The organism is Bradyrhizobium sp. URHD0069 (assembly GCF_000701345.1).
Classification (GTDB): Bacteria; Pseudomonadota; Alphaproteobacteria; order Rhizobiales; family Xanthobacteraceae; genus Bradyrhizobium.
The window spans coordinates 111,259-134,912 of record NZ_JNIJ01000015.1; the positions used below are offsets into that span (position 1 = coordinate 111,259).

20 protein-coding genes are annotated in these 23,654 nt (G+C 61.2%); 11 read left to right on the forward strand and 9 right to left on the reverse strand.

The window, feature by feature from the left end; all coding sequences use genetic code 11:
• Positions 1-147: 147 nt before the first annotated feature.
• The 3 genes from N554_RS0110175 to N554_RS39770 form a co-directional block, all read right to left on the reverse strand.
• The gene (locus tag N554_RS0110175; protein ID WP_029583376.1) at positions 148-1,047 is read right to left on the reverse strand and encodes a hypothetical protein; all 900 of its coding nucleotides are present in this window, start codon (positions 1,045-1,047) and stop codon (positions 148-150) included.
• Positions 1,048-1,132: 85 nt separating this feature from the next.
• Entirely contained in the window at positions 1,133-1,399 is a 267-nt protein-coding gene (locus N554_RS0110180; protein WP_029583377.1) for a hypothetical protein, read from the reverse strand.
• A gap of 290 nt (positions 1,400-1,689) precedes the next feature.
• Complete coding sequence (locus tag N554_RS39770; protein ID WP_156041869.1) at positions 1,690-1,833, reverse strand: hypothetical protein; 144 nt, start codon at positions 1,831-1,833, stop codon at positions 1,690-1,692.
• Between the two features lie 68 nt (positions 1,834-1,901).
• Here N554_RS39770 and N554_RS39775 point away from each other — a divergent pair, with 68 nt between their 5' ends.
• Positions 1,902-2,168 carry a hypothetical protein gene (locus N554_RS39775; RefSeq protein WP_156041870.1) on the forward strand — a complete coding sequence of 89 codons (267 nt, stop codon included), beginning with the start codon at positions 1,902-1,904 and terminating at the stop codon, positions 2,166-2,168.
• A 958-nt stretch (positions 2,169-3,126) separates the two neighbouring features.
• On the opposite strand, the gene N554_RS42675 is transcribed toward N554_RS39775, so the two are convergent.
• Together N554_RS42675 and N554_RS35640 are read right to left on the reverse strand one after the other, a co-directional pair.
• Entirely contained in the window at positions 3,127-3,249 is a 123-nt protein-coding gene (locus N554_RS42675; RefSeq protein ID WP_256378735.1) for a hypothetical protein, read from the reverse strand.
• An 80-nt stretch (positions 3,250-3,329) separates the two neighbouring features.
• Entirely contained in the window at positions 3,330-3,677 is a 348-nt protein-coding gene (locus N554_RS35640) for a hypothetical protein (RefSeq protein ID WP_036052838.1), read from the reverse strand.
• Between the two features lie 72 nt (positions 3,678-3,749).
• On the opposite strand from N554_RS35640, the gene N554_RS39780 reads away from it, so the two are divergent.
• The 3 genes from N554_RS39780 to N554_RS0110215 all read left to right on the forward strand — a co-directional run bounded on the left by N554_RS39780 (position 3,750) and on the right by N554_RS0110215 (position 7,731).
• A complete protein-coding gene (locus N554_RS39780) occupies positions 3,750-4,295 on the forward strand; it encodes a hypothetical protein (RefSeq protein ID WP_156041871.1) in 546 nt (181 codons plus the stop codon).
• 190 nt (positions 4,296-4,485) lie between these two features.
• The gene (locus N554_RS0110210) at positions 4,486-4,737 is read left to right on the forward strand and encodes a hypothetical protein (protein ID WP_029583379.1); all 252 of its coding nucleotides are present in this window, start codon (positions 4,486-4,488) and stop codon (positions 4,735-4,737) included.
• Positions 4,738-5,889: 1,152 nt separating this feature from the next.
• The gene (locus N554_RS0110215; RefSeq protein WP_029583380.1) at positions 5,890-7,731 is read left to right on the forward strand and encodes a tetratricopeptide repeat protein; all 1,842 of its coding nucleotides are present in this window, start codon (positions 5,890-5,892) and stop codon (positions 7,729-7,731) included.
• Positions 7,732-7,879: 148 nt separating this feature from the next.
• Here N554_RS0110215 and N554_RS0110220 read toward each other — a convergent pair whose 3' ends face one another.
• Positions 7,880-8,995, reverse strand: coding sequence for an AI-2E family transporter (locus N554_RS0110220; RefSeq protein WP_081851210.1), 1,116 nt, complete (start codon positions 8,993-8,995; stop codon positions 7,880-7,882).
• A gap of 97 nt (positions 8,996-9,092) precedes the next feature.
• Between N554_RS0110220 and N554_RS35645 the strand changes: the two genes are divergently transcribed.
• The 4 genes from N554_RS35645 (at position 9,093) to N554_RS0110235 (ending at position 13,286) form a co-directional block, all read left to right on the forward strand.
• Positions 9,093-10,103, forward strand: coding sequence for a metallophosphoesterase (locus N554_RS35645; RefSeq protein ID WP_156041872.1), 1,011 nt, complete (start codon positions 9,093-9,095; stop codon positions 10,101-10,103).
• Positions 10,104-10,154: 51 nt separating this feature from the next.
• Positions 10,155-10,382, forward strand: a complete 228-nt coding sequence (locus N554_RS38145; protein WP_156041873.1) for a hypothetical protein — start codon at positions 10,155-10,157, stop codon at positions 10,380-10,382.
• Positions 10,383-10,569: 187 nt separating this feature from the next.
• Positions 10,570-11,487 (forward strand): DUF427 domain-containing protein, encoded by a 918-nt coding sequence (locus tag N554_RS0110230; RefSeq protein ID WP_051677430.1) that lies wholly within the window; start codon positions 10,570-10,572, stop codon positions 11,485-11,487.
• 35 nt (positions 11,488-11,522) lie between these two features.
• The gene (locus N554_RS0110235; RefSeq protein WP_029583383.1) at positions 11,523-13,286 is read left to right on the forward strand and encodes an MOSC and FAD-binding oxidoreductase domain-containing protein; all 1,764 of its coding nucleotides are present in this window, start codon (positions 11,523-11,525) and stop codon (positions 13,284-13,286) included.
• Positions 13,287-13,317: 31 nt separating this feature from the next.
• Here N554_RS0110235 and N554_RS0110240 read toward each other — a convergent pair whose 3' ends face one another.
• Positions 13,318-13,911 carry a septal ring lytic transglycosylase RlpA family protein gene (locus N554_RS0110240; RefSeq protein WP_081851213.1) on the reverse strand — a complete coding sequence of 198 codons (594 nt, stop codon included), beginning with the start codon at positions 13,909-13,911 and terminating at the stop codon, positions 13,318-13,320.
• Positions 13,912-14,329: 418 nt separating this feature from the next.
• On the opposite strand from N554_RS0110240, the gene N554_RS0110245 reads away from it, so the two are divergent.
• Positions 14,330-14,527, forward strand: coding sequence for a hypothetical protein (locus N554_RS0110245; RefSeq protein ID WP_036052841.1), 198 nt, complete (start codon positions 14,330-14,332; stop codon positions 14,525-14,527).
• A 64-nt stretch (positions 14,528-14,591) separates the two neighbouring features.
• Positions 14,592-15,299, forward strand: a complete 708-nt coding sequence (locus tag N554_RS0110250; protein ID WP_029583386.1) for a hypothetical protein — start codon at positions 14,592-14,594, stop codon at positions 15,297-15,299.
• Positions 15,300-15,381: 82 nt separating this feature from the next.
• Here the strand turns inward: N554_RS0110250 and N554_RS0110255 are convergent, their stop codons facing one another.
• Positions 15,382-17,811, reverse strand: a complete 2,430-nt coding sequence (locus N554_RS0110255; protein ID WP_029583387.1) for a TonB-dependent receptor — start codon at positions 17,809-17,811, stop codon at positions 15,382-15,384.
• Positions 17,812-18,267: 456 nt separating this feature from the next.
• A complete protein-coding gene (gene uvrB / locus N554_RS0110265; protein ID WP_081851215.1) occupies positions 18,268-21,309 on the reverse strand; it encodes an excinuclease ABC subunit UvrB in 3,042 nt (1,013 codons plus the stop codon).
• 85 nt (positions 21,310-21,394) lie between these two features.
• Between uvrB and pgm the strand changes: the two genes are divergently transcribed.
• A complete protein-coding gene (gene pgm, locus N554_RS0110270; RefSeq protein ID WP_029583389.1) occupies positions 21,395-23,044 on the forward strand; it encodes a phosphoglucomutase (alpha-D-glucose-1,6-bisphosphate-dependent) in 1,650 nt (549 codons plus the stop codon).
• The last annotated feature ends 610 nt before the right edge of the window (positions 23,045-23,654 follow it).

Sequence of the window (23,654 nt, forward strand, 5' to 3'; positions counted from 1 at the left end):
TGTTTCGCGTTGAGCAAGCGCGGATGTCCCCCGCACGACGATCTTGAATTGACACGGTTATCAGGGCTGCTGATTTTGACCGCATCGCGGCCAATATGCGGCAATGCTCGATCTTTCATGGGGATAGGCCGGCGCCGCGGTCTGCGATTACCAGCTGCGCCTGAATCCCGCGCTGAAGCTCTTGTTTGTGGTGCCGAGCGGTGTTTCTCCGACCGAAGCCGAGATACTGACGCCGCCGAACAGTTTCTGCTCGGCGCCGATACTGCCGAGCCATTTGTCGTCGGTGGAGGAGAGCGTCTGGCCGGCGATCAGACTGGTGCCGGTGTCGGCAATGCTCAGCTTCGCCGAGCGGTCGACTTCATAATTTCGCGTCGGGTGTCCGATGATGCCCGGCACCGGCACGATGCCCTGCTGGATCAAATTGTAGCCGTTCTGCAGCGTGAGCGAATATTGCCCGCTCAGCGGCAGCGACTTGCTCAGCGACGTGCCGAGCTTGCTTTGCTGCTGCGAGGGATCGACGCGGGCTTCGATCGCCGTCTTGTCCCAGATCGCGCCGACGCCCGGGGCTGACATCGCCGCCCACGCCGCGCCGGAGGATTGCGGTTGGCTTCCGCCGTTGGCGAGTTTTTCGGCTAACAGTTCTGAGGTCGTCAGCGTCGATGGCTCGCGGGCGACCGTCATGTCGGCGCCGATCCGTGTATCCCAAAATGGCACGAGCGGCTGCTTCACCGACACCGCGGCCGAGCCATTCGGCTGGTCCTTGGAGGACCACGATGTTTCGCCGCCCGCGCTCCCTTGCGGCGGGCGCGCCTTCGAGACCGGACGGGTGGTGAGCGTGGACGCATCGACATTGAGCTGGCTCCAGTCCAGCTCCAGATCGGTGATGTCGGCGTCCTCGGCATCGGCAGCGGCTGCGGTTTCCGCTGCGGCGGTGTCCGGATGTTCATCCGCCGGCGCCGTCTGCGCGTGCACCTGCGGCACCGACGCCATGCTGACGCCGGCCGCAATCAGCAGCACCATCCGGCCGTATCGTGTTCTGGAAGTCATAGCCCCGCCCGCATGCCTCATGGCGACAATGCATGGATATCGGTGCGAAATTGTGGCGGGAGCGGCATGCGATGGTTGCGCCGACTTACCGCTCGCGCCGGCGCGCAGGCTGCTGTTCGATGGCGATTTCGGCGTCGCGAAGCGCTATCACGCCGAACAGCAACGCGCCGCCGAGTCCGCCGATCGCGGCGCCCAGCGGCATGAAGGTAAAGAACACCAGCGTGCCGCTATAGCCTTCAAAGCTGGTGGTTTTGAAAATTTCGACCCAGGCAAGCCCGGCGCCGATGCCGAGCGCGGCGCCGCCCAGCGCGCCGAGTACCAGACCCAACAGCACAAGCAGCGCGATTTTCATGGGCGCGTTTTCTTCTGTGGTCGATATCCGAGAGACACCCACAGTGGGTCGCGGCTGGACGGGGCGAGGTTCAATCCGGCAACGGAAATAAATCTTAATATTGAAATGTCTTTTTGGATTGAAATGTATTTTCGGGCGCGCAAAGCGCGAGCCCGAGACCCATAGCCACGATCGGAATTCCGGGCCTGCGCATCCAGGTCGCATGCCGCCATCGCGGCCGTCTGCTCCGCGTTCGGGGCAATCGAAAAGCAAAGCATCTGATTCAGCGAAGCTGGATCAGACGCTCGGCGTCAGCTCTTTTTGCTGTTGAGGCTCTGGCCGACCGGCGACTTGCCGGAGGAATACGGCGATGGCGTCGCGCCGCCCTTCTTGATGTTCTTGTCGGCCTTCGGTTTCTTCTTTTCCTTGTTGCTGCGCATCTGACCCTTGGCCATGATGACCTCCTTAGCGCCCGGTTGAAAGTGCGGCGCGCCCCAATGATAGCAAAGGCGCGGGCCGTTGTATGCAGGCGGTGCAGCCTGCGCCAGGAGGAATGACCAGCGTGGAATCAATCCGCGCAAGCCTCACGCCGGGCTTCGCAGATATTCTCTTCACTTTTCAAACAGCCGTGACGCAAAGGGTTTCAGACTGGCGGCTTTTGGGCCGTCAATTGCGAGCCACCGGGTCGCGCGAATGCGCGCCCGATGACAGGCTCCGCGAGGCAATCCATAATTGCCGCCGCATAGAAAAGCTGGATTGCTTCGTCGCTTCGCTCCTCGCAATGACGTGAAGAGTCGTCATACCCCGCGCAAGCGGGGTATCCAGTACGCCGCGGCTCCTCGGTTCCATCACCAATGTCTCTGGAATACTGGATCGTCCGCCTTCGCGGACGATGACGAGTGGGAGGGTCGCGACACACCTTCGCGATCCCGCGGCGCGATGCGCCCGGGTCGTGCTGGAATTTTTCGCCCGAATGAGGGCGTGGGGAATGCCGGGTGCACGGTGCACCCGCAGCCCGTGTGCAATGGTAGTAAGCACACGGTAGTCACCGCAGGTCACCGGAACACCCGGCATTCCCGCACGCAATGGTTTTAACGGCTTATATCGCGCTCTCCCCGGCGACGAATTCGTCTTGTCACCGTCATCGGCGGATTAAGGTTTTGCCGAACCCGGTTGGGCCCGCAAAACCTCCGCCAACTTGACACCAGCAACGGGTGCCAGGACCACACGGCTTTGCCGTCCGCATCAGCGCCGTTCGTCGATCGCGCTCTCGATCGCTCACGGGTTTTGGCCCGCCCTGCGCTCGCCTCGCGCGCCGACGCTGCCGCGTCCACCGCATCCCGTTCCTACGTCCGTGACGATCGCGAAACGCCCCTCTGTGGGACGGGACGGCACGGCTTATAGAAGTGATTTGGGTCCGGCGGGAACAGGAATATTTTTGCAAATGGGGCTGGACAGCGAACTCACTGATTTGCCCGTCGGGCACTTAGTGACTAGCCGCATGGCGCCAGCGGTCCGCGCCAACCGGAATTCCAGCGCGCGATTTTTCATGTGTCCGTCATCCCCGGGGCGAGGCGCAGCCTCGAACCCGGAATCCATGACCATGATCGGGAGTGTGGAATTGCAGTCTGCCGCCAAGAGGCGCATTCCGGAATGCAAACTCACCTGTCGGCGGACAGGAATTGCAGCGCCTTCTCGCGCGATGGAAAGCGGCCAAGTTCGCGGTAGTCAGGATCGTGCTCGGCCGTCTAGGGCGACCAAAGCACCACGAACTGACCGTCTTCTTCCTTGATCAACGTGGTCAGTTCTTCACTGCTATAGGGCGTCATGTCCCCGCGCGCCGCAATGCGGGCGCATCCGAGCTGCGCCACGCCTTCGAGTTGCCGCGCAAAAGGTGAAGCTGGTTGTTGGAGGCCCGGCTTTTGGGTCCCGAGCCTCCTCGTTGCGCCGCTTATGGGGCGGGCGCGTCGTCACTGGTCGGTGCCGCCTCCGGCTCCGCGGGAGACACTGCGGCTTGCTCGGCGGGCGGCTGTTCGGCCACCGGCTCGGCGGGCTGCGGTGCCGCCTGCTGTTCGGTTACGGCGGGTGCTTCCTGCTCGGCCGCGGGTTGCTCGGTGCCGCCGTTGCCTTCATTTGCAGTCATCGTCACCTCCCTTTGTTGGCGGCGAGGGTTTCGCCGCTTCTTCTCCAGCACAGTGCTGTGAGAACCTTGGATGGGGATGTCGCGTTCGGGCTGGAACAGGCTGACGAGCAGACCTGCCGAGTGCTTATCGCTGACCATGTCATCCAATGCTGACATAGGGAAAACGCCTTGGCACGTGCTCGGAAATGGGCCCTCCGACCGAAGGGGTCGGCTCGCGGGCGGTTCAACATGGATACATTGGAGAACGATCGGTGTCTGTTCGATCTCGGACACACGCTGCGAAAATATCCGACAGCAGCAAGCGGCGTGAATATGCTCGCAGGACTTCTAACACCCGCTGCCGGTCGTCAACGATCAGGCAAGCAGCATCACCAGCAGCGCGACCGCGACGACGACCAGCGCGATGAAGATCAGCGTCCGAGCGTTCGACATGCGCCACATCGCGCACCGCCTTTGTGTACCAACCGGCATAAAATTAAACCCGGAATGCGCGATGGCAAATATCCTCGAACGCCGCCGTCGCGCGGTCCCCGCACAAATTCACGCGCCCCAAAGGACCCACCGACGCTTGGAACCTTGCCGTGTGAATGGAGTTTGCTTGGCGAAATCTATTCGGGAGCGGATTTGAGAATGAACGAAGCCCATCTGGCTAGCGCGATACTGGCAATTACATTTGCCGCGGTCATGTTGGTTGCCGGACAATTGTTTATCGAATATCGCGCCAGCAAATACCCGTTAGTGCAGGCGGTAAAAACCGCCTCGCTGCCGCTTTGAGGCGGCCCGACGACATCGTCAACTGACGCGTCGATGAAGTTTTCCAGCAGTAGAACTAGGTGCCGCGCTGACGTCGTTACCGATGGGCAACCTAGCTGAACGTTCCTTCAAGAAAGTTCCGCAGCAGTTCCAGGAACGCGGCGAGTGCTCACACGTTTTCTCCAAGCGCAACAACGATAGGAGAAGCGACATGAAGAAGCTTTCTTGCGTTCTGGCCGCGTTAGCGACCATCGCGGTTGCGGCGCCTACAGTCGCGGGCGCGCAGAGTTTCAGCTTCCGCGTCGGCAGCGACCGAGATTATTACTACCGCGACCGCGGTGACTACTATCGCGGCCCTCGCGTTGGATTCTACGAACATGATCGCGGGCTGCATCGCGGCTGGTATAATCGCGACGGCGACCGCACTGTAGTCATTAAGCGTCACCGTTACTGGGACGACTAACAGTAAAGACCGACTAACAGTAAGAATGGCCCTCATATGGGGGCCATTCTTTCAAGTAGTTTGCGGGCCGAGGAATTATCTCGCCGACACAAAGCAGACGTGCTGAAGCCCAGCCCAGATGTCCGTTTCGGGGAGTTTTGCTGACATCGCAAACCCTTCGCGCTCATCGCGCCATCACAACCGACGACGACAACAGCGACAGCACGCACGACGCGGACAGGCGACCGATAGTCATCGCGTCATCACCACGTCGAGCGCGCCAGCGTCACGACGACGGCAGGCGTTCCCGGCACGTGAGCGACCCCCAGCCGGGGGCTGGGGGCCGTGTAGGCTGGAGGCCGCCCATTCCGTACCGCCGGAAATACGGACATGTGACCGACGGCCAAGGCAAGCTAACGCAGTCCTGCAGACCGTTCCGGACAAGTTCGGATTACCCCGTCGGTGTGCTGCGAGGATGACATCACGTCATCGCGCCAACGTCACCACGCGGGCCGCGCAATGGAGCTAACGTTAGCTCCAAGCACAAAGCGCAGCGGCAGGGGAGCGCCCGCACACCTCGACACGTTGCCGCCATATTCCGTTAGCTGGCGCGTTACACGCCGTTACACGGTATCCGCGCGGCTCCGGTCAGGCGCACCGTCATGACCTCGCCGGGGCCAGTGAAATTACTTAGCTGCGCCGGGAGTTGTCGCCGCTGGAGCTGCGCCCGTAGTCGTACCTGTGCGCCGCTCCTCACGTCGGTCGGTGCGCCGTGCGACGGTCGTCACGCCGCTGATGCCGCCCTGTACGTCGGTCCTGACGCCGCTCCATACCAATTGTTTGGGCCTCAGCTTCGGATACTGCCAGTACCGGAGCCGCCGCGAGGCCGAACGCAGCCGCAAAACCCACCAGAGAAAGGGCCTTCCGACGAGAGATCGCTTCCGACTTCATAATTGCGCTCATGTCAATCCTGCTTGGCGAGCCTTTCGCCGACGCTTAAGCTTCGACAGCGCACAAATATTGCGGTCATTTTGCAGAGTAGTCATCTTGCAGAAAGGACGGAAAAGTCTCAAAATTCGCGTTCAGGGGTCTTCTTTGGACCCGGCTCAGTGCGACCCAGTTGAAATCTCAGATTCGGCAGATTCATTCTTCCGCCCGATTTTGGAGTGCAACATGGCGACATTCACGCGATCGCAAAGTCTACTGGTTTCCGCGGGAACTGCGGCACTCGGCGGCGCTGCACTGGCGACGCTGCTGGCCGGGAACGTCATTACGCTCGCGGGTGCGGGCACAACCGCCGCGGACATATCGGCGCCATTCGTCGGCCCGGATTTTCCGGTCTGCCAAACGCCGGCCGCAACCGGCTTGCCGAACATGATGTTTCGCCTGGCACAGACGGAAGTGCCACGCGCCGAGATGAACGCAGCCAGCTCCGCGCCGGCATTCGCGGAAACCGAGCCGCCGCTGTGGGACGGCCTTGGCTCCATCACCTACAAGATCACCACCGCGAATGAGCGCGTACAGGCTTATTTTGATCAGGGCCTGCGTCTCGCCTACGCGTTCAACCACGGCGAGGCGCAGCGCGCGTTCCGCATGGCGCAGAAACTCGATCCCGATTGCGCCATGTGTTTTTGGGGCGAGGCGCTGGTGCTCGGTCCCAACATCAATCTTCCGATGCCGGAGGACGCGGTCGCGCCCGCCTATGCTGCCGCGCAGAAGGCAAAGGCGCTGGCCGGCAAAGCAAGCCCGCGCGAGCAGGCGCTGATCGGCGCTCTAGCTGTACGCTACGGCAGCGATCCGAAGGCCGCCCGCGCGCCGTTCGACGCAGCCTACGCGACCGAAATGACGAAGGTTGCGGCGCAGTTTTCCGATGACGACGAAATCACCACGCTCTATGCCGAGGCGGTCATGGATCTCAGCCCCTGGGACTACTGGAAGCCGGGCGGCCGCGAAGCCAAGCCGCAGAGTGTGCCGATCGTGCCGACGCTGGAGCGCGTGCTGGCTCGCAATCCGAATCATGCCGGCGCCATTCACCTCTACATCCATGCCGTCGAGGCGTCGGACCGGCCCAAGCGCGCCGAGCCCTATGCCGACCGGTTGCGCGGCGCGATCCCCAATGCGGGCCATCTCGTGCATATGCCGAGCCATATCTATTATCGGGTCGGCCGCTATCTCGACGCGCTCGAAGACAACAAGACCGCGGTCAAGGTCGATGAAAAATATCTGACCGACACCAACGCGCCGATGGGCGTCTATCGGCTCGGGTATTATCCGCACAACGTGCACTTCGTGATGGCCTCGGCGCAGATGGCCGGCGACGGCCCGACCGTGATCGCCGCGGCGGAGAAGTTGGGCAAGCTCATTCCCGACGAGGCTGCGCGCGGCATTGCGATGGTGCAGCCGGTCAAGGCCGCGCCTTATTTCGCGCACGCGCAGTTCAGCACGCCGGAGACCATTTTGGCGCTGCCCGATCCCGGCGATGCGATACCCTATGTCAAGGCGATGTGGCTCTACACGCGCGGCGTGGCGCTGGCGGCGCGGCGGGATTTTGCGGGTGCTGTGGCGGCGGCGAGCGCGATCGGGACGATCGAGCGCACGGCGGACTTCAAGCTGCTGAAGGATTCAGGCGTGCCGGCGCAGGAGGTGCTTCGCATCGCGCGCACGGTCATCCTCGCGCGCGTGGCCCAGGCCAAGGGCGACCATCGCACCGCGATCGTGCGGTTCGAACGGGCGGCTGCATTGCAGGACGCGCTGCCCTACACCGAGCCGCCCTATTGGTACTATCCGATCCGGCAATCGCTTGCCGCCGCCTTGCTGCAGGCCGGCCGCTATTCCGAGGCGGAGCGACAGTTCCAGCGTGCGCTCAGCCGGGCGCCGGCCAATGGCTGGTCCTACTACGGACTGGTAGAACTTCATAAGTCACGCGGCAACGCGACCGCGGCCCGCAAGGCCGAGGCTGATCTTGCAAAAACCTGGATCGGCGACCGCGGGCTTTTGCAGATTTCAAATCTCTAAAGCTCGCGCACATTTCCATTCATATGCCCCCAGCGTTGATGAACTAGCGCGCCACGCTCAAGATGCCAGCATGTAACCGCCATAGAGTGATGAACACCTTGCCGTGCAAAGACTGAGTGGGAGTTAAGACCTGCAATTGGTGCGGTAATCAGTCCATCTTCTTGTCGGAAGGCGTCAATCTAATCGCATCTGTCACAGTTGCCCTCGGGATGGCCGTATAAAGGAAGCTTTCGTAATATCGTTGTAACGCGAAGCGCGTCAGCAGGCCGATAGCGGACGCAAGCGGCACGGCAATTAAAAGGCCGACGAACCCGAACAGGTAGCCGAATGCGAACAGCGCAAACATGATCCAGACCGGGTTCAAGTTGACGCGCCGGCCGACGAAATAGGGCGACAGCAAATAGTCTGACGTCGTCTGGCCGACGAAGAAGATCGCCGGGACGATCCAGATGACGGCCCAATGCGGCCAGAACTGTGCAATCGCAACGCACGTCGATATGACGAGCCCGCTCAGCGAGCCGAGATACGGCACGAAGCTTAGCAGTCCTGCCGCAATGCCGATCAGGAGCCCATGCTTGAGCCCGAGCAAGGACAGCGCTGCCGCGTAAAATACCGCGAGGATCAGGCACAGCGTGCCCTGACCGATCACGAAGCCGCCGATCGTGTCGTCGATCTCACGAGCAAGAGCCCGGACGGTATCGCGCTGCGCCGTCGGTATCCAGTTATCGATAACCGCCACCATCTTCTTCCAATCATAGATGAGATAGCAAGCAACGATCGGGGTCACCACCAGGAGGGAGAAGGCCGAGATCAGCGCCCGGCCTCCGGTCCAAACCGAACGCAGAAAATCGTTGAGCCAGGCAGTCGCCAATGTGGTCAGTTCCCCGATCGACTGCTCGGCGTAGGCTAGGCCTTCTCCGACAAGCTTGCTCAGCCATGGTCGATTTGGATCGGTCGCGAGCCCCCGCACCCTTTTTAAGTAGAGCGGAAAATTATCGATGAAATAGGCAAGCTCACCGACAACGACCGGGGCGGTCAGAATGATAAGCGCGGTCACGCCGACAACGAACGACCCGACGATGGCTAGCGTCGCAATGAGGCGGTTCATTCCGAGCCGTTCCAGCCGGGTGGCCAGAGGATCAAGTAGATACGCCAGTAGCATGCCGGCGACGAAAGGCAGCAGGACTTCACGCAATAGAACGACGGCGACGACGACCGCCGCCAATATCGCAATCCAGAATGCGACGGGCCGAGTGAGGTTCATGGTTCATGCTTACATCAAGCCGGCCGGGGCGATATCCTGCGCACGTGTATGACCCGCGGTCGGATATTTTCGACCGGTCTGGCAGGGAGATCATACTTTGGCACAGAAGTATTACTTTGTCAGTGACCTGCACATGGGTGGCGACGGTCAATTGCAGCATTGCGATTACGCCGCCGAGTTCATCGAATTCCTGAAGGAGTTGGAAAAGGAAGGCCCCGACACCGAGTTTCTGATCGTGGGCGACACGTTTGGATTCTGGGAGCTCACGCTTGTGCGCGGGGTCGAAAGGCTTGCGCACATCATACAGGCGCACCAGGCGATTTTCGATCAACTCAGGGCCACCGGCGCGCGCATCAAGGTGACCATGATGGTCGGGAATCACGATTATGATCTCGCTTGCGATCCGGCCTTTGTGGAGAAACTGCAGGCATACAACATCCATCTGGACCCGAGCCTGGTCCTGATCCGCCCGGTGGGCGACAAGAGGATATGGATCGAACACGGACAGCAGCGCGATCAGTTCAACAGCTTCCCCGAATATGGCAACGCTTACGCTCTCCCGGTGGGCTACTTCATCACGGAAACCTTCGTCAGCGGAGCCAGCCGGTATTCGGACTTCGGCCGGGGAGACTGGCTCAAGGACATCCGCTCCGTGGGCACAATGCAGCTTCCCGACTGGATGCTGTCGAACTACTTCTACCGCGAGATGAGTATGGCGCTACGCTGGGTGCTGCTGCCCTTCCTGCTGCTGGCCAGCGTCACGGTGATAGCGATTCTCGGGGAAGTCCTTCGGGTCGCGGGCATCTTTGATTACAATATCATATTTCACAACCCGCTGATGAGCAGGCTGGGGATCATCGACAACGTCCTTCAGGTCGTGATCACGATCAATTCCCTATTTTTGATTTTGTTCGGTATCCCTGCGTTGGTCGTCGAACATGACCTCATGCGAACGTTGCATCGCTTTCGTCTACGGACGAGCCACGGAGTGACCCCGAACCTCGATTCGGAAGCGCCCTACTTAAAAGGGGCTCAGGAGGTTTTCCAGGCGGATGACAAGGTAGCGGTGTTCATTTTCGGACACACGCATTCGGCGTTCCTGCGGTGACTGGGTCCCGCCGGTCAAGTCGTCATCAATACCGGTACGTGGCTGAAGCTATTGTCCCGTGTTCCGGTGCGCTTTGGCTTGTTGCCCGCGGTCTACTATCCTTCGTATCGCTTGAATTACTTCCGGATCGAGAAGGAAAATGACCAACTTGTGATCGACTATGTCGAAATTCCCAAGACGCCTGAACGCGAACTGACTTGGCTGCAGCGTCTCGTGATCCTGGGGAATGTGCCTAAGTCACCAGAAGCAATCCCCGCAAGGACGACTATCGATCTGTAATGCGTTGCTCAGCGATCGTGCGTATAAATACGATCATCGCAAGCCCTCATGGATCGCGCGGCGAGCGCAAAGCCGGACCGGCGGTCGCCATCCTCTCCTGGAACCTTGCCGCCGGATCCGCGTTCCAGCGTAAGGAATACCTGGTCCACGTCTACCGGCCTCGATCATCAAGCCTATGGAGAGAGCAGTGGGACTGTCCTGGCAACAAGGTCCGCTCTCAACGGGAGCAATCGGCCAGTTCCTCGTGCCCGAACCGCTGCCCAAAAGACTGTTGTACGTCGAGCGGTTGCGCCGACGCATGCGCGTGCGCTTCGGGGGAATCTGGATCGCCGATAGCGAGCATGCCCTCCTGCTCTTCGAACCGGGCCGCTATCCGGTAGCCTATTTCCCGGAGGCCGACGTTTCTCCACACGTCCTGGAACGCACCGAGCATACCACCCAACACCCCGATCTCGGGCTCACGTCCTGGTACAGCGTCCGGGCGGACGAGCAGCACATCGCGCCGCGAGGGGCGTGGCAGCACACCAGCCTGCCCGCGCATGCGAGCGAACTGCAGGCACGCGTCGCGTTCGCCTGGCGGGCCATGGACGCTTTCTATGAAGAAGACGAACGGATCGTGGGCCATGCCGCTGACAGCTACCATCGCATCGACATTCGCCAGGCCTCCCGTAACCTGGTGGTCCGTCATGGTGACCGCATCATCGCCGATACCAAGCGGCCGGTGGTCCTCTACGAGTCCGGCTTCGCGCCGCGCTGGTACGTTCCACGTGCTGAGATCGATGAGTCCGCCCTCACTCCCGTGAAACTCCAGACCTTCTGTCCATACAAAGGGCTCTGCAGCTATTACTCCATCGGTGACGCACGTCTGGCGGCATGGTCGTATCCTGACGCCTATCCTGAGGTCGGCCGTATCTCCAACCTGGTGTCGTTCGAACCGGACATCGTCTCGGTACATCTCGATGGCGCTCAGCTCCATCTTGAGCCGGGTCAGACGGTGGTTCCGCACGGCCCCGATCGCAACCTCGATCTCTCCGAGGTGGTCCAACCTGCAAACGGCCATGAGCGAGCAACCGGCGGCGGGCCCGCAGCGGCTGCGAGCGACTAGGTGGCCTCCGGTCCCCCATCAAAGCGGAGCGGGACATGGCTCGACTACTATCGGTAAACGTCGGACTTCCGCGCGACATCGAGTGGAAGGGTCGCACTGTACACACCGGGATTTGGAAAAATCCTGTGAGTGGCCGCTGTCGGGTCGGCCGGTTGAATCTGGACGGAGACGGTCAAGGCGACCTGGCAGGCCACGGGGGTGAGCAGCGAGCCGCCTTCGTCTACCAGATCGAATCGTATCGCTACTGGCAGGAGCAGCTGAACAGGACCGACTTCGTCCACGGACAGTTCGGCGAGAACTTCACGATCGAAGGATTGCCCGACGGTGACGTTTGCATCGGCGACCGTTATCAAATCGGCGGCGCACTGTTCGAGGTCACTCAACCGCGCGTTACCTGCTATCGCGTTGGCATTCGGATGAACGAGCCGAGGATGCCGGCATTGCTGACATCCAGCGGACGGCCGGGGTTTTACTTTCGCGTCCTCAGGGAAGGCGAGGTGGGCGCCGGCGACGAAATCGTGAAGGTGGGAGAGGCGAACGTGCGAATGACCGTCGCAGAGATCAACGCGCTTCTCTATTCGCCCAATCATGCGCGCGATCGATTGGAGCGCGCGGTGCGGATCGAAGCGCTTTCGCCCGGATGGCGCTCGTCGTTTGAGGCACTACTGCAGAGCCAAACAACTGCCGCGGGGAGTGGCAACGCGGGGCTCGCGCCGGCAGCAGCTGCGCATCCGGTTGCACCAGGATTTCGACCGCTCGCAGTGGCGGCGATCGATCAGGAGTCCGCGGACGTCCTCTCCCTGTCGATGCGGCATCCGGATGGTCAGCCGCTGCGACCGGCTCTGCCCGGTCAGTACGTCGTCTTGCGTCTTCGACGGACCGGCGGCGGCCCGCCACTGTTTCGCAGCTACTCGCTCTCGGGTCCCCTCTCGACGGAGCGCTATCGGATCAGCACGAAGATCGAGCCGAATGGGGCGGCTGGAATCTACCTGCGGGAGCATGTCCGGGTGGGCGATGTTCTCGACGTCAGCTCGCCGCGCGGAAGCTTCGTTCTGCAGTCCGGGGAGCGGCCCGTGGTGTTGCTCAGCGCGGGAATCGGGGCGACGCCTGTTCTGGCGATGCTGTACGCGCTGGCGGCGGCCCGCTCGACACGGCCGGTCTTGTGGCTGCACGCGGCTCGCGACCGGCAGCATCATCCATTTGCCGCCGAAGTCCGCCGCCTCATGCTCGCGCTCACCCACGGCCGCAGCTATGTTTGCTACAGCATCCCGGGCCCGCGCGACAAGATGGGCGAGGATTTCGACGCTACCGGTCACCTGTGGCGATCGGTCTTCGACGAGGTCGGCATCCCCAAAGAGGCGGATGTCTATCTCTGCGGGCCGACTCGCTTCATGGCAGAGATGAAAGAGGCGCTCGCAGCCTTGGACATGGCGCCGGAGCGGATTCACGTCGAAATCTTCAACGGCAGCGAGTCGATGACTCCTGGTGTCGTCGGCGCAGCGGCGCGAGCGCCACATCTGCCCAAGGACGACGCCAACACCGGTCCGCTGGTATCGTTCGCGCGAAGTGGTATCGCCGCACACTGGAAGGCGTCAGCCTACCAGAGCATTTTGGAGCTGGCCGAGGCGTGCGACGTCCCGGTCCGTTGGTCTTGCCGGACCGGTGTTTGTCACAACTGTGAGAGCGGTTTGGTTTCGGGCGCGGTCGCCTATGAACCGCAGCCACTCGAGAAGCCCGCCGACGGCAACCTTCTCGTTTGCTGCTCACAACCGATTCGTGACGTCGTCATCGATTTGTGAATCCTGACCGGGATTCGGCCGCTTCCATTAGCTATTGGACGACGTCAAGTTTGACCTTTGCAATACCTCCTCCAACCATTCCCAGCGTTTCGGCCGCAGAATACGAGACGTCGACATCTCGTCCGCGAATGAACGGACCGCGGTCATTGACCCGAACTGTTACGGACCGCCCCGTAGCGACGTTTGTCACGCGCAACCGGGTGCCGAATGGCAAGGTACGATGAGCGGCGGTCAATTCGTGCGTATCGAATTTTTCGCCGCTCGCGGTCTGTGTTCCCTGTGTGTAGAAGCTGGCAACTCCATCCGACGCAACCTGTGTCTCGGCTGCTTTTTTTTCCGATGCGAACGGAGTGTGTTTTTTCCTGGCCGCCACACGCCTGTTCGTCACGAAGGAGGTCCTTCGATGGTGTTCCAGCGACGCCTGTCGACTGGTGGCATGTACTTCAGAGTTCTTGGTGACAACAGAGGACTGAGCGCAGGCCGCAAGCGAAGCCGCTCCCAGAACGACGGCAAACAGTTGGACGGCGTTCCGAACACCCGCGGCCGAGACCAAAGGCGCGTTAAGATAAATGCGGTTTGCTTTAGTGTTGACGTACGAAGTTCTGGTACAGCTGATGAAAGACATGTTGCACCCTCCGACCCACCGAAATCCGGCAGGCAATGAGGGCGGAACCATGGCCGGATGAAACCAAGCACGGCATCACTACGCAATTTCGTTTTAGTGTGCTCATTGTGTCACAGCTCGCCAATCAGCACGCAATGCCTGTCGGCACTTTTGCGAAGTGCCGACTGCATTGAGCCATGTCCGAATTCGAGGGCGAAGCTGGCGCGACAACGGCGTTCGCTGTCGCTCCATTGATTGACTCAAATAGGAGTGGAGGCTCCCGCATGTGTCATATCTGCCGCACCGTAAACCTATTCCTCGAACGTGCGCTATCTGCCGCACTGTAGACGTATTCCGACGTTCAAGCTTACGGCGCGTCTGAGGGGGCGCTCAGCAGGTTACTGTCTTGTTTCTTCCAACCTAGCGGAGAAGTGCCGTGATGAAATTTGCGATTATAGTGGGTACAACGCTTGCCGTGGTGACTGCCGCTGGCGCGGCCGACCTCCCGCGCCGACAGCCCGTCTATCAGGAGGCTCCTCCAGTCGGCAAGATGCCGGTTGGCAAGAGCCCGGTCGGGAAGACGCCAGTCGCGACGACCGGAATCGGCAAGACGCCCGTCGCGCCGGGGCCCTACTGATACGCGGTATTGACTCAAGTCTTGTTGAATCTGACCGTTATCGTCGACGGTTGAAGGGCGAAGCGTGGCAAATAGGCCGAAGAGACTAGCACTATGCTTGCTTGCGGGATTCACACTCGCTGTTTTGCTCCAGTGCAAAATCCAATCGGCTTCTGCACACGAGATTGACACTCGCGCCGGTTCGGAACGCTTCATTTCCCAGAGACGGGAGGTTCACAAGCGCCCCGCCGACGCGAATGCGCTCGTGTCCAGTGAGGCGCCCCTTGAATCGAAACCGGCGCCACAGTCGACTCGAAAGCCGGGGTCGGGATCAGCAAAGGGCCCGTACTACGTTGATTTCAGAGCCAGAACGGCGGCGAGCTGGGGGCACGCTTTCGTCTGGTATGGAAAGACGAGCCAGCGAGAAGTTGAGGTCGCGGGCCTTACCCCTGCGGGGGACACCTTGCCCTACATACTTGGTCATTTGACGTGGGTGCCGTCCGAGACCGGGGCAAGCTATGGCGATCTTGATCCGGAGTACTTGACCGCTCATTACCGAGTTTACTTGAATGAGCCGGACGCCAAAAAGGTTTTCGCATACATCAAGAAATTGCAGGCGAGTTCACCGCTCTGGAACGCCCAAATATCCAATTGCAATGCGTTTATCGGCAGCATCGCAAGTTTCATGGGATTGAAAGTTCCTTTCCGCTGGCACCGTCCTGAGGACTACGTCAACAGTCTCAAGGCGATGAATGGCGGGCGCCGGATAGTCCGCCTGTCGTCAGAACAATAGCTCGCGTTCGTCGCTGGCCGCTAAGGATGAGCCTTAGCGTCACCAGTGCAAGATCAGCATCCATGAATTATCTGCGAGCGAGCTAGAATGTCGCCCGCAATCCCGCATAGAACGCGCGCGGCCGCGCCGGGCTGACGGATCGCGCGTCGGTGAACGGCGCACCGCCGTTGGTGAAATTGGGCACCTCGCCGATTTCGAAGAACGTGCCGTAACTCGCGTAGCGGTTGTCAAAGAGGTTGTCGATGCGGCCGTAGATCTGGAAGGTCTTGTTGATCTGGTAGGAAGCATGGACGTTGGCCACGGCATAGGACGCCAGTTTCGGCGCCTGGTTGGACTCGTCACCGACAAAATACTGACTGCTGACGAAGACCGCGTCCGCGCCGACCTTGAAGGCATCGGTGATCGCATAGTCAAAGCCGGCTTTGATACGATGGCGCGGGATGGCGGGGACCTGGTCGCCCGGCAGGATCTGAATATTGCCGTCGGCGTCCGCGAACGGGCTATGCGAGGAGATCTGCAGCGCGTCAAGGAAACGCGCGTCAACGAAGGCATAACTGGCGTAAAGCTGCAGCGTGGGTGATTTCAGAGTGACCTCCGCCTCGATGCCCTGCCGGCGTGTCGAACCGACGTTCTGGAAAAAGCCAAAACCCTGCAGCTCGGGGCTCGGGATCGCTAGGATGTCGTCGTTGTTGGTGGCGCGGAAGCCGCCGACCTTCCAGCCGAGCGTGCCGATGTTCAATTCCTTGGTACCGCGGAAGCCGGCCTCGACGGTGCGCGACACCACCTGCTGCAGCGGCGGATCGGCGACGAGGAACGCGGCGGCGATGCAGGGGCGCGCCGGATCGGCGCAGCCGAGCTCCAGCGGCGTCGGGGCGCGGTTCGCCTCGGAATAGCCGGCATAGGCGGTCAGCTCCGGCGTGATCTTGTAGGTGCCGCCGATCAGCGGGTTGAAACGGTTGTAGACGTTATAGCCGTTCAGGTCGCTGCCGAGCTGGTCCTCAAGCAAGATGCGCGCATTGTTGAAGCGGCCGCCCGCGGTGATCGAAAACGCCTTGGTCACGTCGAAGGTGTCGAGCGCGTAGATGCCGGTATACTGATTGACGGTGCGCAGCGAGACCGGGCCGATCGAGATGGGATCGCCGGACCGGCCGAGAAAGATGCCGCTGCCGCTAACGACATAGTTCGGACCGATGGTGCCGAGTTCGGCGCTCGCCGTGAACCACGTGACGCTGGAATCGAAGCTTCCGCCAATGGTGAAACGGTTGTCATGGCCGAACAGCTGATCGGTATTGGTCGCCTGCAGTTGCATGCCCGCGGTGGTCGACTTGGTGGTGGTGCGGTCGCTCTGGCCGAGCACGGCGCCAAGTGGAAAGGGGTTGGCGAGTTGACCGCCATTCAGGCCATTTGCCGGAACATCGACAGAGTTAAAGCACAGCAGCCCCGCATTGGCCTCGCAGGGCTCCGTCGCTGTCGGGTTGCCATCCTGCGTCTTATGCTTGAAGACGCGCAGATGAGCGGCGCCTTCGATGGTCCAGGTCGGGGTCGCCTCGACCTTTCCGGTCAGGTTGAAATAGCCGACCTGGTTGGCAGAGGTTTGCGGCGTCGTATAAGTCGCGCCCCAAAAATTCTGCAACAGCTCGACCGGCACGGTCGCCGCGACGCCGAACCTGTTGTCGGCGAGGCCCACATTGAGATGGAACTCGTTGACGTCGTTCCTGTAGCCGACGTCTCCGTAGAAACGGCGAATGTCGGAGGGCGAGAAATTGCGGAAGCCGTTGTCATGCAGGCCTTCGAGCGCGCCATAGACAGCGTAATTGTCGATCTGCTTGCCCCACTGCGCCGAACTCTGGATGCGGCCGAACGAACCGCCCATGGTGTTGATCTCGGCGCCCTGATAGGAAAAACCGTCCTTCATCTGCACGACGACCGCGCCGCCCAGCGCGTTGAGACCGAAGGCTGGATTGTTGGTCACAACGTCTATGGACCTGACCGCAGTGGTCGGAATCAGGTCCCAGTTGACAGTGTCGCCGAAGGCTTCGTTGATCCGTACCCCGTTCTGGTAGACCGCAAGGCCCTGCGGCGTGCCCGCCACGGGAGACCCCACGAAGCCGCGGAACTGGATGTCCGGCTGAAAAGGATTGCCGGCGACCTCGTTGATGCTGACGCCCGGCACGCGCTGTTCGAGTGCGTTCGTGATATTAAGCGAATCGGTTCGCGCGATTTCTCTGCTGTCGACGACATTGACGCTCGCCGGCACCTTGTCCGCTTCGATCGTAGCAGCGGAATCCGAGGTCGGCGTCGGCGCGGTTGGTACGTACACCGCCCTTGGCCGTGCACGCGCGGTGCGCGTCCCGCTGCTTGAGCCGACACGCCTGGCGCGGTCTTCGGGAGACACCTCAATGGGCGGCAGCGCTTCAACCCGGTCGGGCCCGGCCTGGGCGCAGACAGCCTCGTTCCCAGCAACAACGACCCCCGTCGCGATTGATGCGACGAGCAAAACTCGCAGGCCCATTTGTCCCACCCATGCTGTGGTGGTCGTTCTTGTCCGCGGCTTGACCCGAATGATAATCCATCAATCGCTTAGTGACAGAGCAAAAACTCCGACCCTGGGTATCCATCTTTCCCGAATAAATCGGGAATAATTCCCGCGCTCTATCTTTCGCTTTTTTAGCCGACGTCTCTATGGCGCACAGGCGTCGGTGCTTGACGATTCATATCGGTTGCCAGCAGTGCGACGGGTGCAGTGAGGTCAGCTTGTGGCAGATCGCGTCATAGCGCTGCGATGTTGAATTTGATCGCTATCGAGGCATAGCGGCCATCTATCAAGCCGCACCGATCAAGCTCGATTCTTGAGGACGCGCCTGGTTCATGCTCCCAACTTTGATCCATCAACGGATCATTTGAGAGCATGTGGGATTCGACGGCGGACTTGTTCGCTTCTAATTGCTTAGGCCGCGCGAATGGATCCTCACCGCTTCTTCCATCCACCCCGATGCCCCGGCGCGCCGCCGCTCGAGCGCGGAGCGGGACCGAATTCGGGTCCGGATTGGCGCGAGTCGGTAGGCTGGAAGATTTTGCTGCCGCTGCCCGTACCGGCGTCGCCGAGTGCAGGCTTGCGCGGATTCGCGCCGCCGGGACGGTAGGGCAGGGACTCCGGGCCGTGCATTTCGTCGAGGTGGGGTTTGTGGACTTTTGAGGTGCCGCGGGCGCCACCCGAGGAATGCCCCTCACCCCGTGAAGAACGGGGCGAGGGGGAAGAGGTGCCGCGCTTCTTCAGCGCGGCCGCCGGCAGGTTCGCTGACTCGCCGTATTTCTTGCTGCCGGCGTAGGCGCCGGCTTTGCCCTGGACGACGCGCTGTTTCGCGGTGGGGTCGTCGACCACAGCTAGTTCGGTGGCGCGGAGACGTTTGACTTCGTCGCGCAGTCTTGCGGCTTCTTCAAAATTCAGGTCGGCGGCGGCTTCGCGCATCCGTGTTTCCAGATCGTTCAGCACCGCCTCGAAATTGTGGCCGATGCTGATGACGTCGTCGGCGATGCCGCCGTCGCCGATTTCCACCAGCACATGGTCGCGCTCGTAGACGCTGTTCATGATATCGCCGATGGATTTCTTGATGCTTTCCGGCGTGATGCCGTTGGCGGTGTTGTATTCGACCTGCTTCTCGCGGCGGCGATCGGTCTCGGCGATGGCGCGTTGCATCGAGCCGGTGATCTGGTCGGCATAGAGGATCACCTTGCCGTCGACATTGCGCGCGGCGCGGCCGATGGTCTGGATGAGAGACGTTTCACTGCGCAAAAAGCCTTCCTTGTCGGCGTCGAGGATCGCGACCAGCGCGCATTCGGGAATGTCGAGCCCTTCGCGCAACAGGTTGATGCCGACCAGCGCGTCGAACGCGCCGAGCCGGAGATCCCTGATGATCTCGATGCGCTCGATGGTGTCGATGTCCGAGTGCATGTAGCGCACGCGAATGCCCTGCTCGTGCAGATATTCGGTGAGGTCTTCCGCCATGCGCTTTGTCAATACCGTGATCAGCGAGCGATAGCCGGCTTGCGCGGTGGCGCGGACCTCGCCGACGAGATCGTCGACTTGCGTGCGCGCCGGGCGGATGTCGACCGGCGGATCGATCAGCCCGGTGGGGCGGATCACCTGCTCGACGAACACGCCGCCGCTCTCGTTGATCTCCCATGCGGATGGCGTCGCCGACACCGCGACCGATTGCGGGCGCATCATGTCCCATTCCTCGAAGCGCAGCGGCCGGTTGTCCATGCAGGAGGGCAGGCGGAAACCGTACTCGGCGAGCGTCGCCTTGCGGCGGAAGTCGCCGCGGAACATGCCGCCGATCTGCGGCACGGTGACGTGGCTTTCGTCGGCGAACACCAGCGCGTTGTCGGGGACATATTCGAACAAGGTCGGCGGCGGCTCGCCGGGGCGGCGTCCGGTGAGATAGCGCGAATAATTTTCGATGCCGGCGCAAGAGCCGGTGGCTTCCATCATTTCGAGATCGAAGGTGGTGCGTTGCTCCAGCCGCTGCGCTTCCAGTAACCGGCCCTGATTGTTGAGTTGGTCCAGCCGCAGCTTCAATTCGCTCTTGATCGACTTGATCGCCTGCACCAGCGTCGGCCGCGGCGTCACATAGTGCGAGTTGGCGTAGATCTTGATGAATTCGAGGTCGTCCTGCTTGTGGCCGGTGAGCGGATCGAACTCCTCGATATTTTCCACGACATCGCCGAACAGGTTGACGCGCCAGGCGCGGTCTTCATAGTGCGCCGGAAAAATGTCGATGACGTCGCCGCGGACGCGAAAGGTGCCGCGGGTGAAATCGGCCTGGGTGCGCTTGTATTGCAGCGCTACCAGATCGGCGATCAGCTGCCGCTGATCGATGCGTTCGCCCTTCTTCAGTGCAAACGTCATCGCGGTATAGGTTTCGACCGAGCCGATACCGTAAATGCACGACACGGACGCGACGATGATGACGTCGTCGCGCTCCAGCAGCGCCCGCGTCGCCGAGTGGCGCATGCGGTCGATCTGCTCGTTGATGGAGGAGTCCTTCTCGATATAGGTGTCGGTGCGCGGCACATAGGCTTCGGGCTGGTAGTAATCGTAATAAGAGACAAAATACTCCACCGCGTTGTCGGGGAAGAAGCTCTTGAACTCGCCGTAGAGCTGCGCCGCCAGCGTCTTGTTCGGCGCAAGGATGATGGCGGGTCTTTGAGTCGCCTCGATCACCTTGGCCATGGTGTAGGTCTTGCCGGAGCCGGTGACGCCGAGCAGCACCTGGGTGCGGTCGTTGCGCTTGATGCCCTCGACCAGTTCGGCGATCGCGGTGGGCTGGTCGCCCTTCGGCTCATATTCGGACTTGATGACGAACGGCACGCCGCCTTCGGATTTCTCCGGGCGCGGCGGTCGGTGCGGCGTCCAGATTTTCACCTGGCCGTCTTCGCCCTTGAATTCAGGACGTCCTTCGCGGATCAGATTTTCCAGTGCGTCCGCGGTGGCGGCGACGCCGAGCGCTTCCATCTTGTTGCGCGGCGGGCGCGCCATCGCCGCGGCGTCTTCCTCCTCGGTGGTGAAGCCGAACTGCTTCGCCAACTCCGGATCGAGGGTCGGTATTGTGGCCGAGGTGCCGTAATTGGCTTGCGGGGCTTCGTCGAAGCCGCGCCGGTCTGCTCCCTCGCCGCTAGCTCCTTTGCTCCCTGCCCCCTTGTGGGAGGGGGGTGAGCCAGGTGACGCGTCGCTCGTGGCAGACGCGTCGCGCTTCGCCACATCATCGCTCGTCCCGCGCGTCGATGCCCGCGCCCGATGAACCGCGGCCTCGCCGCCCGAGCGGCGGTCTTTCGAATTATCCGGCGGCGGCCGCAATCCGGTGGACGAGCCGAGGCCGCTTTCGCCGCGATTGATCGCAGGATTGAGCAGTTCCGCCAGCGCCGGCCCGATCGGCTGCACATCGGGGCGATGTGCTTTCGATTTCGGTGCTTTTACGGACTTTTTCGGATTGTCTGGATTCTTCGCCATCGCAGGAATATGGGATGAGTCCGCCGGCGAGAAAAGGGCAAAAACCCACGGGACCATTCTCCGCTTCCAACATCGAGGGAACCAGGTGACTGAAATCAATCCGCTTGCCGGCAAGATTGTCGATCCATCGATGCTGGCCAATATACCGCGGCTGGTGACGGCCTATTTTGCAGGAAAGCCCGACCCGTCAGTGCCGGCACAACGCGTTGCGTTCGGCACGTCGGGGCATCGCGGCTCCGCATTCAATAACGCGTTCAACGAGGCGCATATCCTGGCGATCAGCCAGGCGGTTTGCGATATCAGGCGCAACCTCGGCATCACCGGCCCATTATTCGTCGGCATCGATACCCACGCATTGGCGGAGCCGGCGTTGGCGAGCGCGCTCGAGGTGTTCGCTGCGAACGGCGTCGACGTGATGCTCGACGAGCACGACGGCTATACGCCGACGCCGGTTCTTTCTCGCGCGATCCTCACCTACAACAAGGGCCGCGACAATGGCCTTGCCGATGGCGTGGTGATGACGCCGTCGCACAATCCGCCGGAGGACGGCGGGTTCAAATACAATCCGCCCAACGGCGGTCCGGCGGATACCGATATCACGACCGGCATCGAGCGCGTTGCGAACGGCTTGCTTGAAGGCGGTCTGAGCGGCGTGAAACGCATCCCATATGACCGCGCGCTCAAATCGTCTTGCGTTCACCGCTATGATTACATCGGGCCTTATGTCACCGACCTCGCCGATGTTATCGACATGGAAGCGATCCGGGCCGCAGGCGTGACGATCGGGATCGATCCGCTGGGCGGCGCGGGCGTACATTATTGGCGGCCGATCATCGAGCGCTATCGCCTCGCTGCGACCATTGTCAGCGATGCGGTCGATCCGACGTTCCGGTTCATGACCGTCGATTGGGATGGAAAAATCCGGATGGACTGCTCGTCGCCGTATGCGATGGCGCAGCTGATCGGGATGCGCGACAAGTTCGACGTCGCCTTTGCCAACGATACCGACGCCGACCGGCATGGCATCGTGACCCGTTCCAACGGCCTGATGAATCCAAACCACTACCTTGCCGCCGCCATTTCCTACCTGTTCGAAAATCGTCCGAACTGGGGCAAGGACAGCGCGGTGGGCAAGACCATCGTGAGCAGTGCGATCATCGATCGCGTCGCGAACAAGCTCGGCCGCCGGCTTGTCGAAACACCTGTCGGGTTCAAGTGGTTCGTGGATGGTCTCGGCGACGGGTCATTCGGATTCGCCGGCGAGGAAAGCGCGGGGGCCTCGTTCCTTAGGAAGAATGGATCGGTATGGACGACCGACAAGGATGGCGTGATTCTGGGGCTGCTGGCCGCCGAGATGACCGCGCGGACCGAGCGCGACCCGAGCCAATTGTTCGACCAATTGACGGGTGAACTGGGCGTGCCGTTCTACGAACGGATCGACGCGCCCGCGACATCAGCGCAGAAGAATCTGCTGAAGGCGCTTACGGGCGAAAAACTCGCCATGGCAGAACTTGCCGGCGAGCCGGTGCGGGCCACGCTCACAGCCGCTCCCGGCAACGGCCAATCGTTCGGCGGCATCAAGGTCATCACGGATAGCGGATGGTTTGCCGCACGGCCTTCGGGCACCGAAGATGTCTACAAGATCTATGCGGAGAGCTTCCGCAGTCAGGCTCATCTGCGGCAAATACAGCGCGAGGCCCAGCTTGCCATCACGCATGCATTCGAAAATAACTGAGCCGTTCGGTAGGAGGGGCCCGTCGAAGCCTAGATCGTATCAGGCGCGCACGAGGGATCGATCGCATCCTGATGGCTATGGCCGCATTTCGGGCACCTCAGCGTCCAATGCTCTAGCCCGAATCGTCCGGCGATGATGCGCTGGACCACCAGGCGAGTGCCGCATAGCGGACAGTCGGAGAGCGTCGTAGCGGAAGGCAGCGGGGTCGGGTTGGCGTGGGGTTGAGGCATGGGACGCGGCCACTTCTTAGATCAGGTTAGATAGTTGATCGTTTGAGGCGATCGATTTGAGTCTTGGCATCGGCGATTGCGGCATCGGGACTGGACCATGCGAAGCCGACCTCTAGCGCCGAAAACAAAACGGCGTCAATGATCACCGGCTTCAGATCCGCCCGCCGGATCCTGACGTGCCACAAACTGTTCCAGCTTCGAAAGACTCAATGTCAAAGCCGCCATAGGCGTACGTCATTTCGTATCTCCGGGTATTTTTGGAGAAGAAAACACAAATCCAAAAAAACCAATGTGAACTCATTCACATCGCGGGCATATTTTTTTTAAGGAAATGCGGAAGGCAGGCCGGCCCGCCGAGGGTACACGCAGCCGCACCGCCG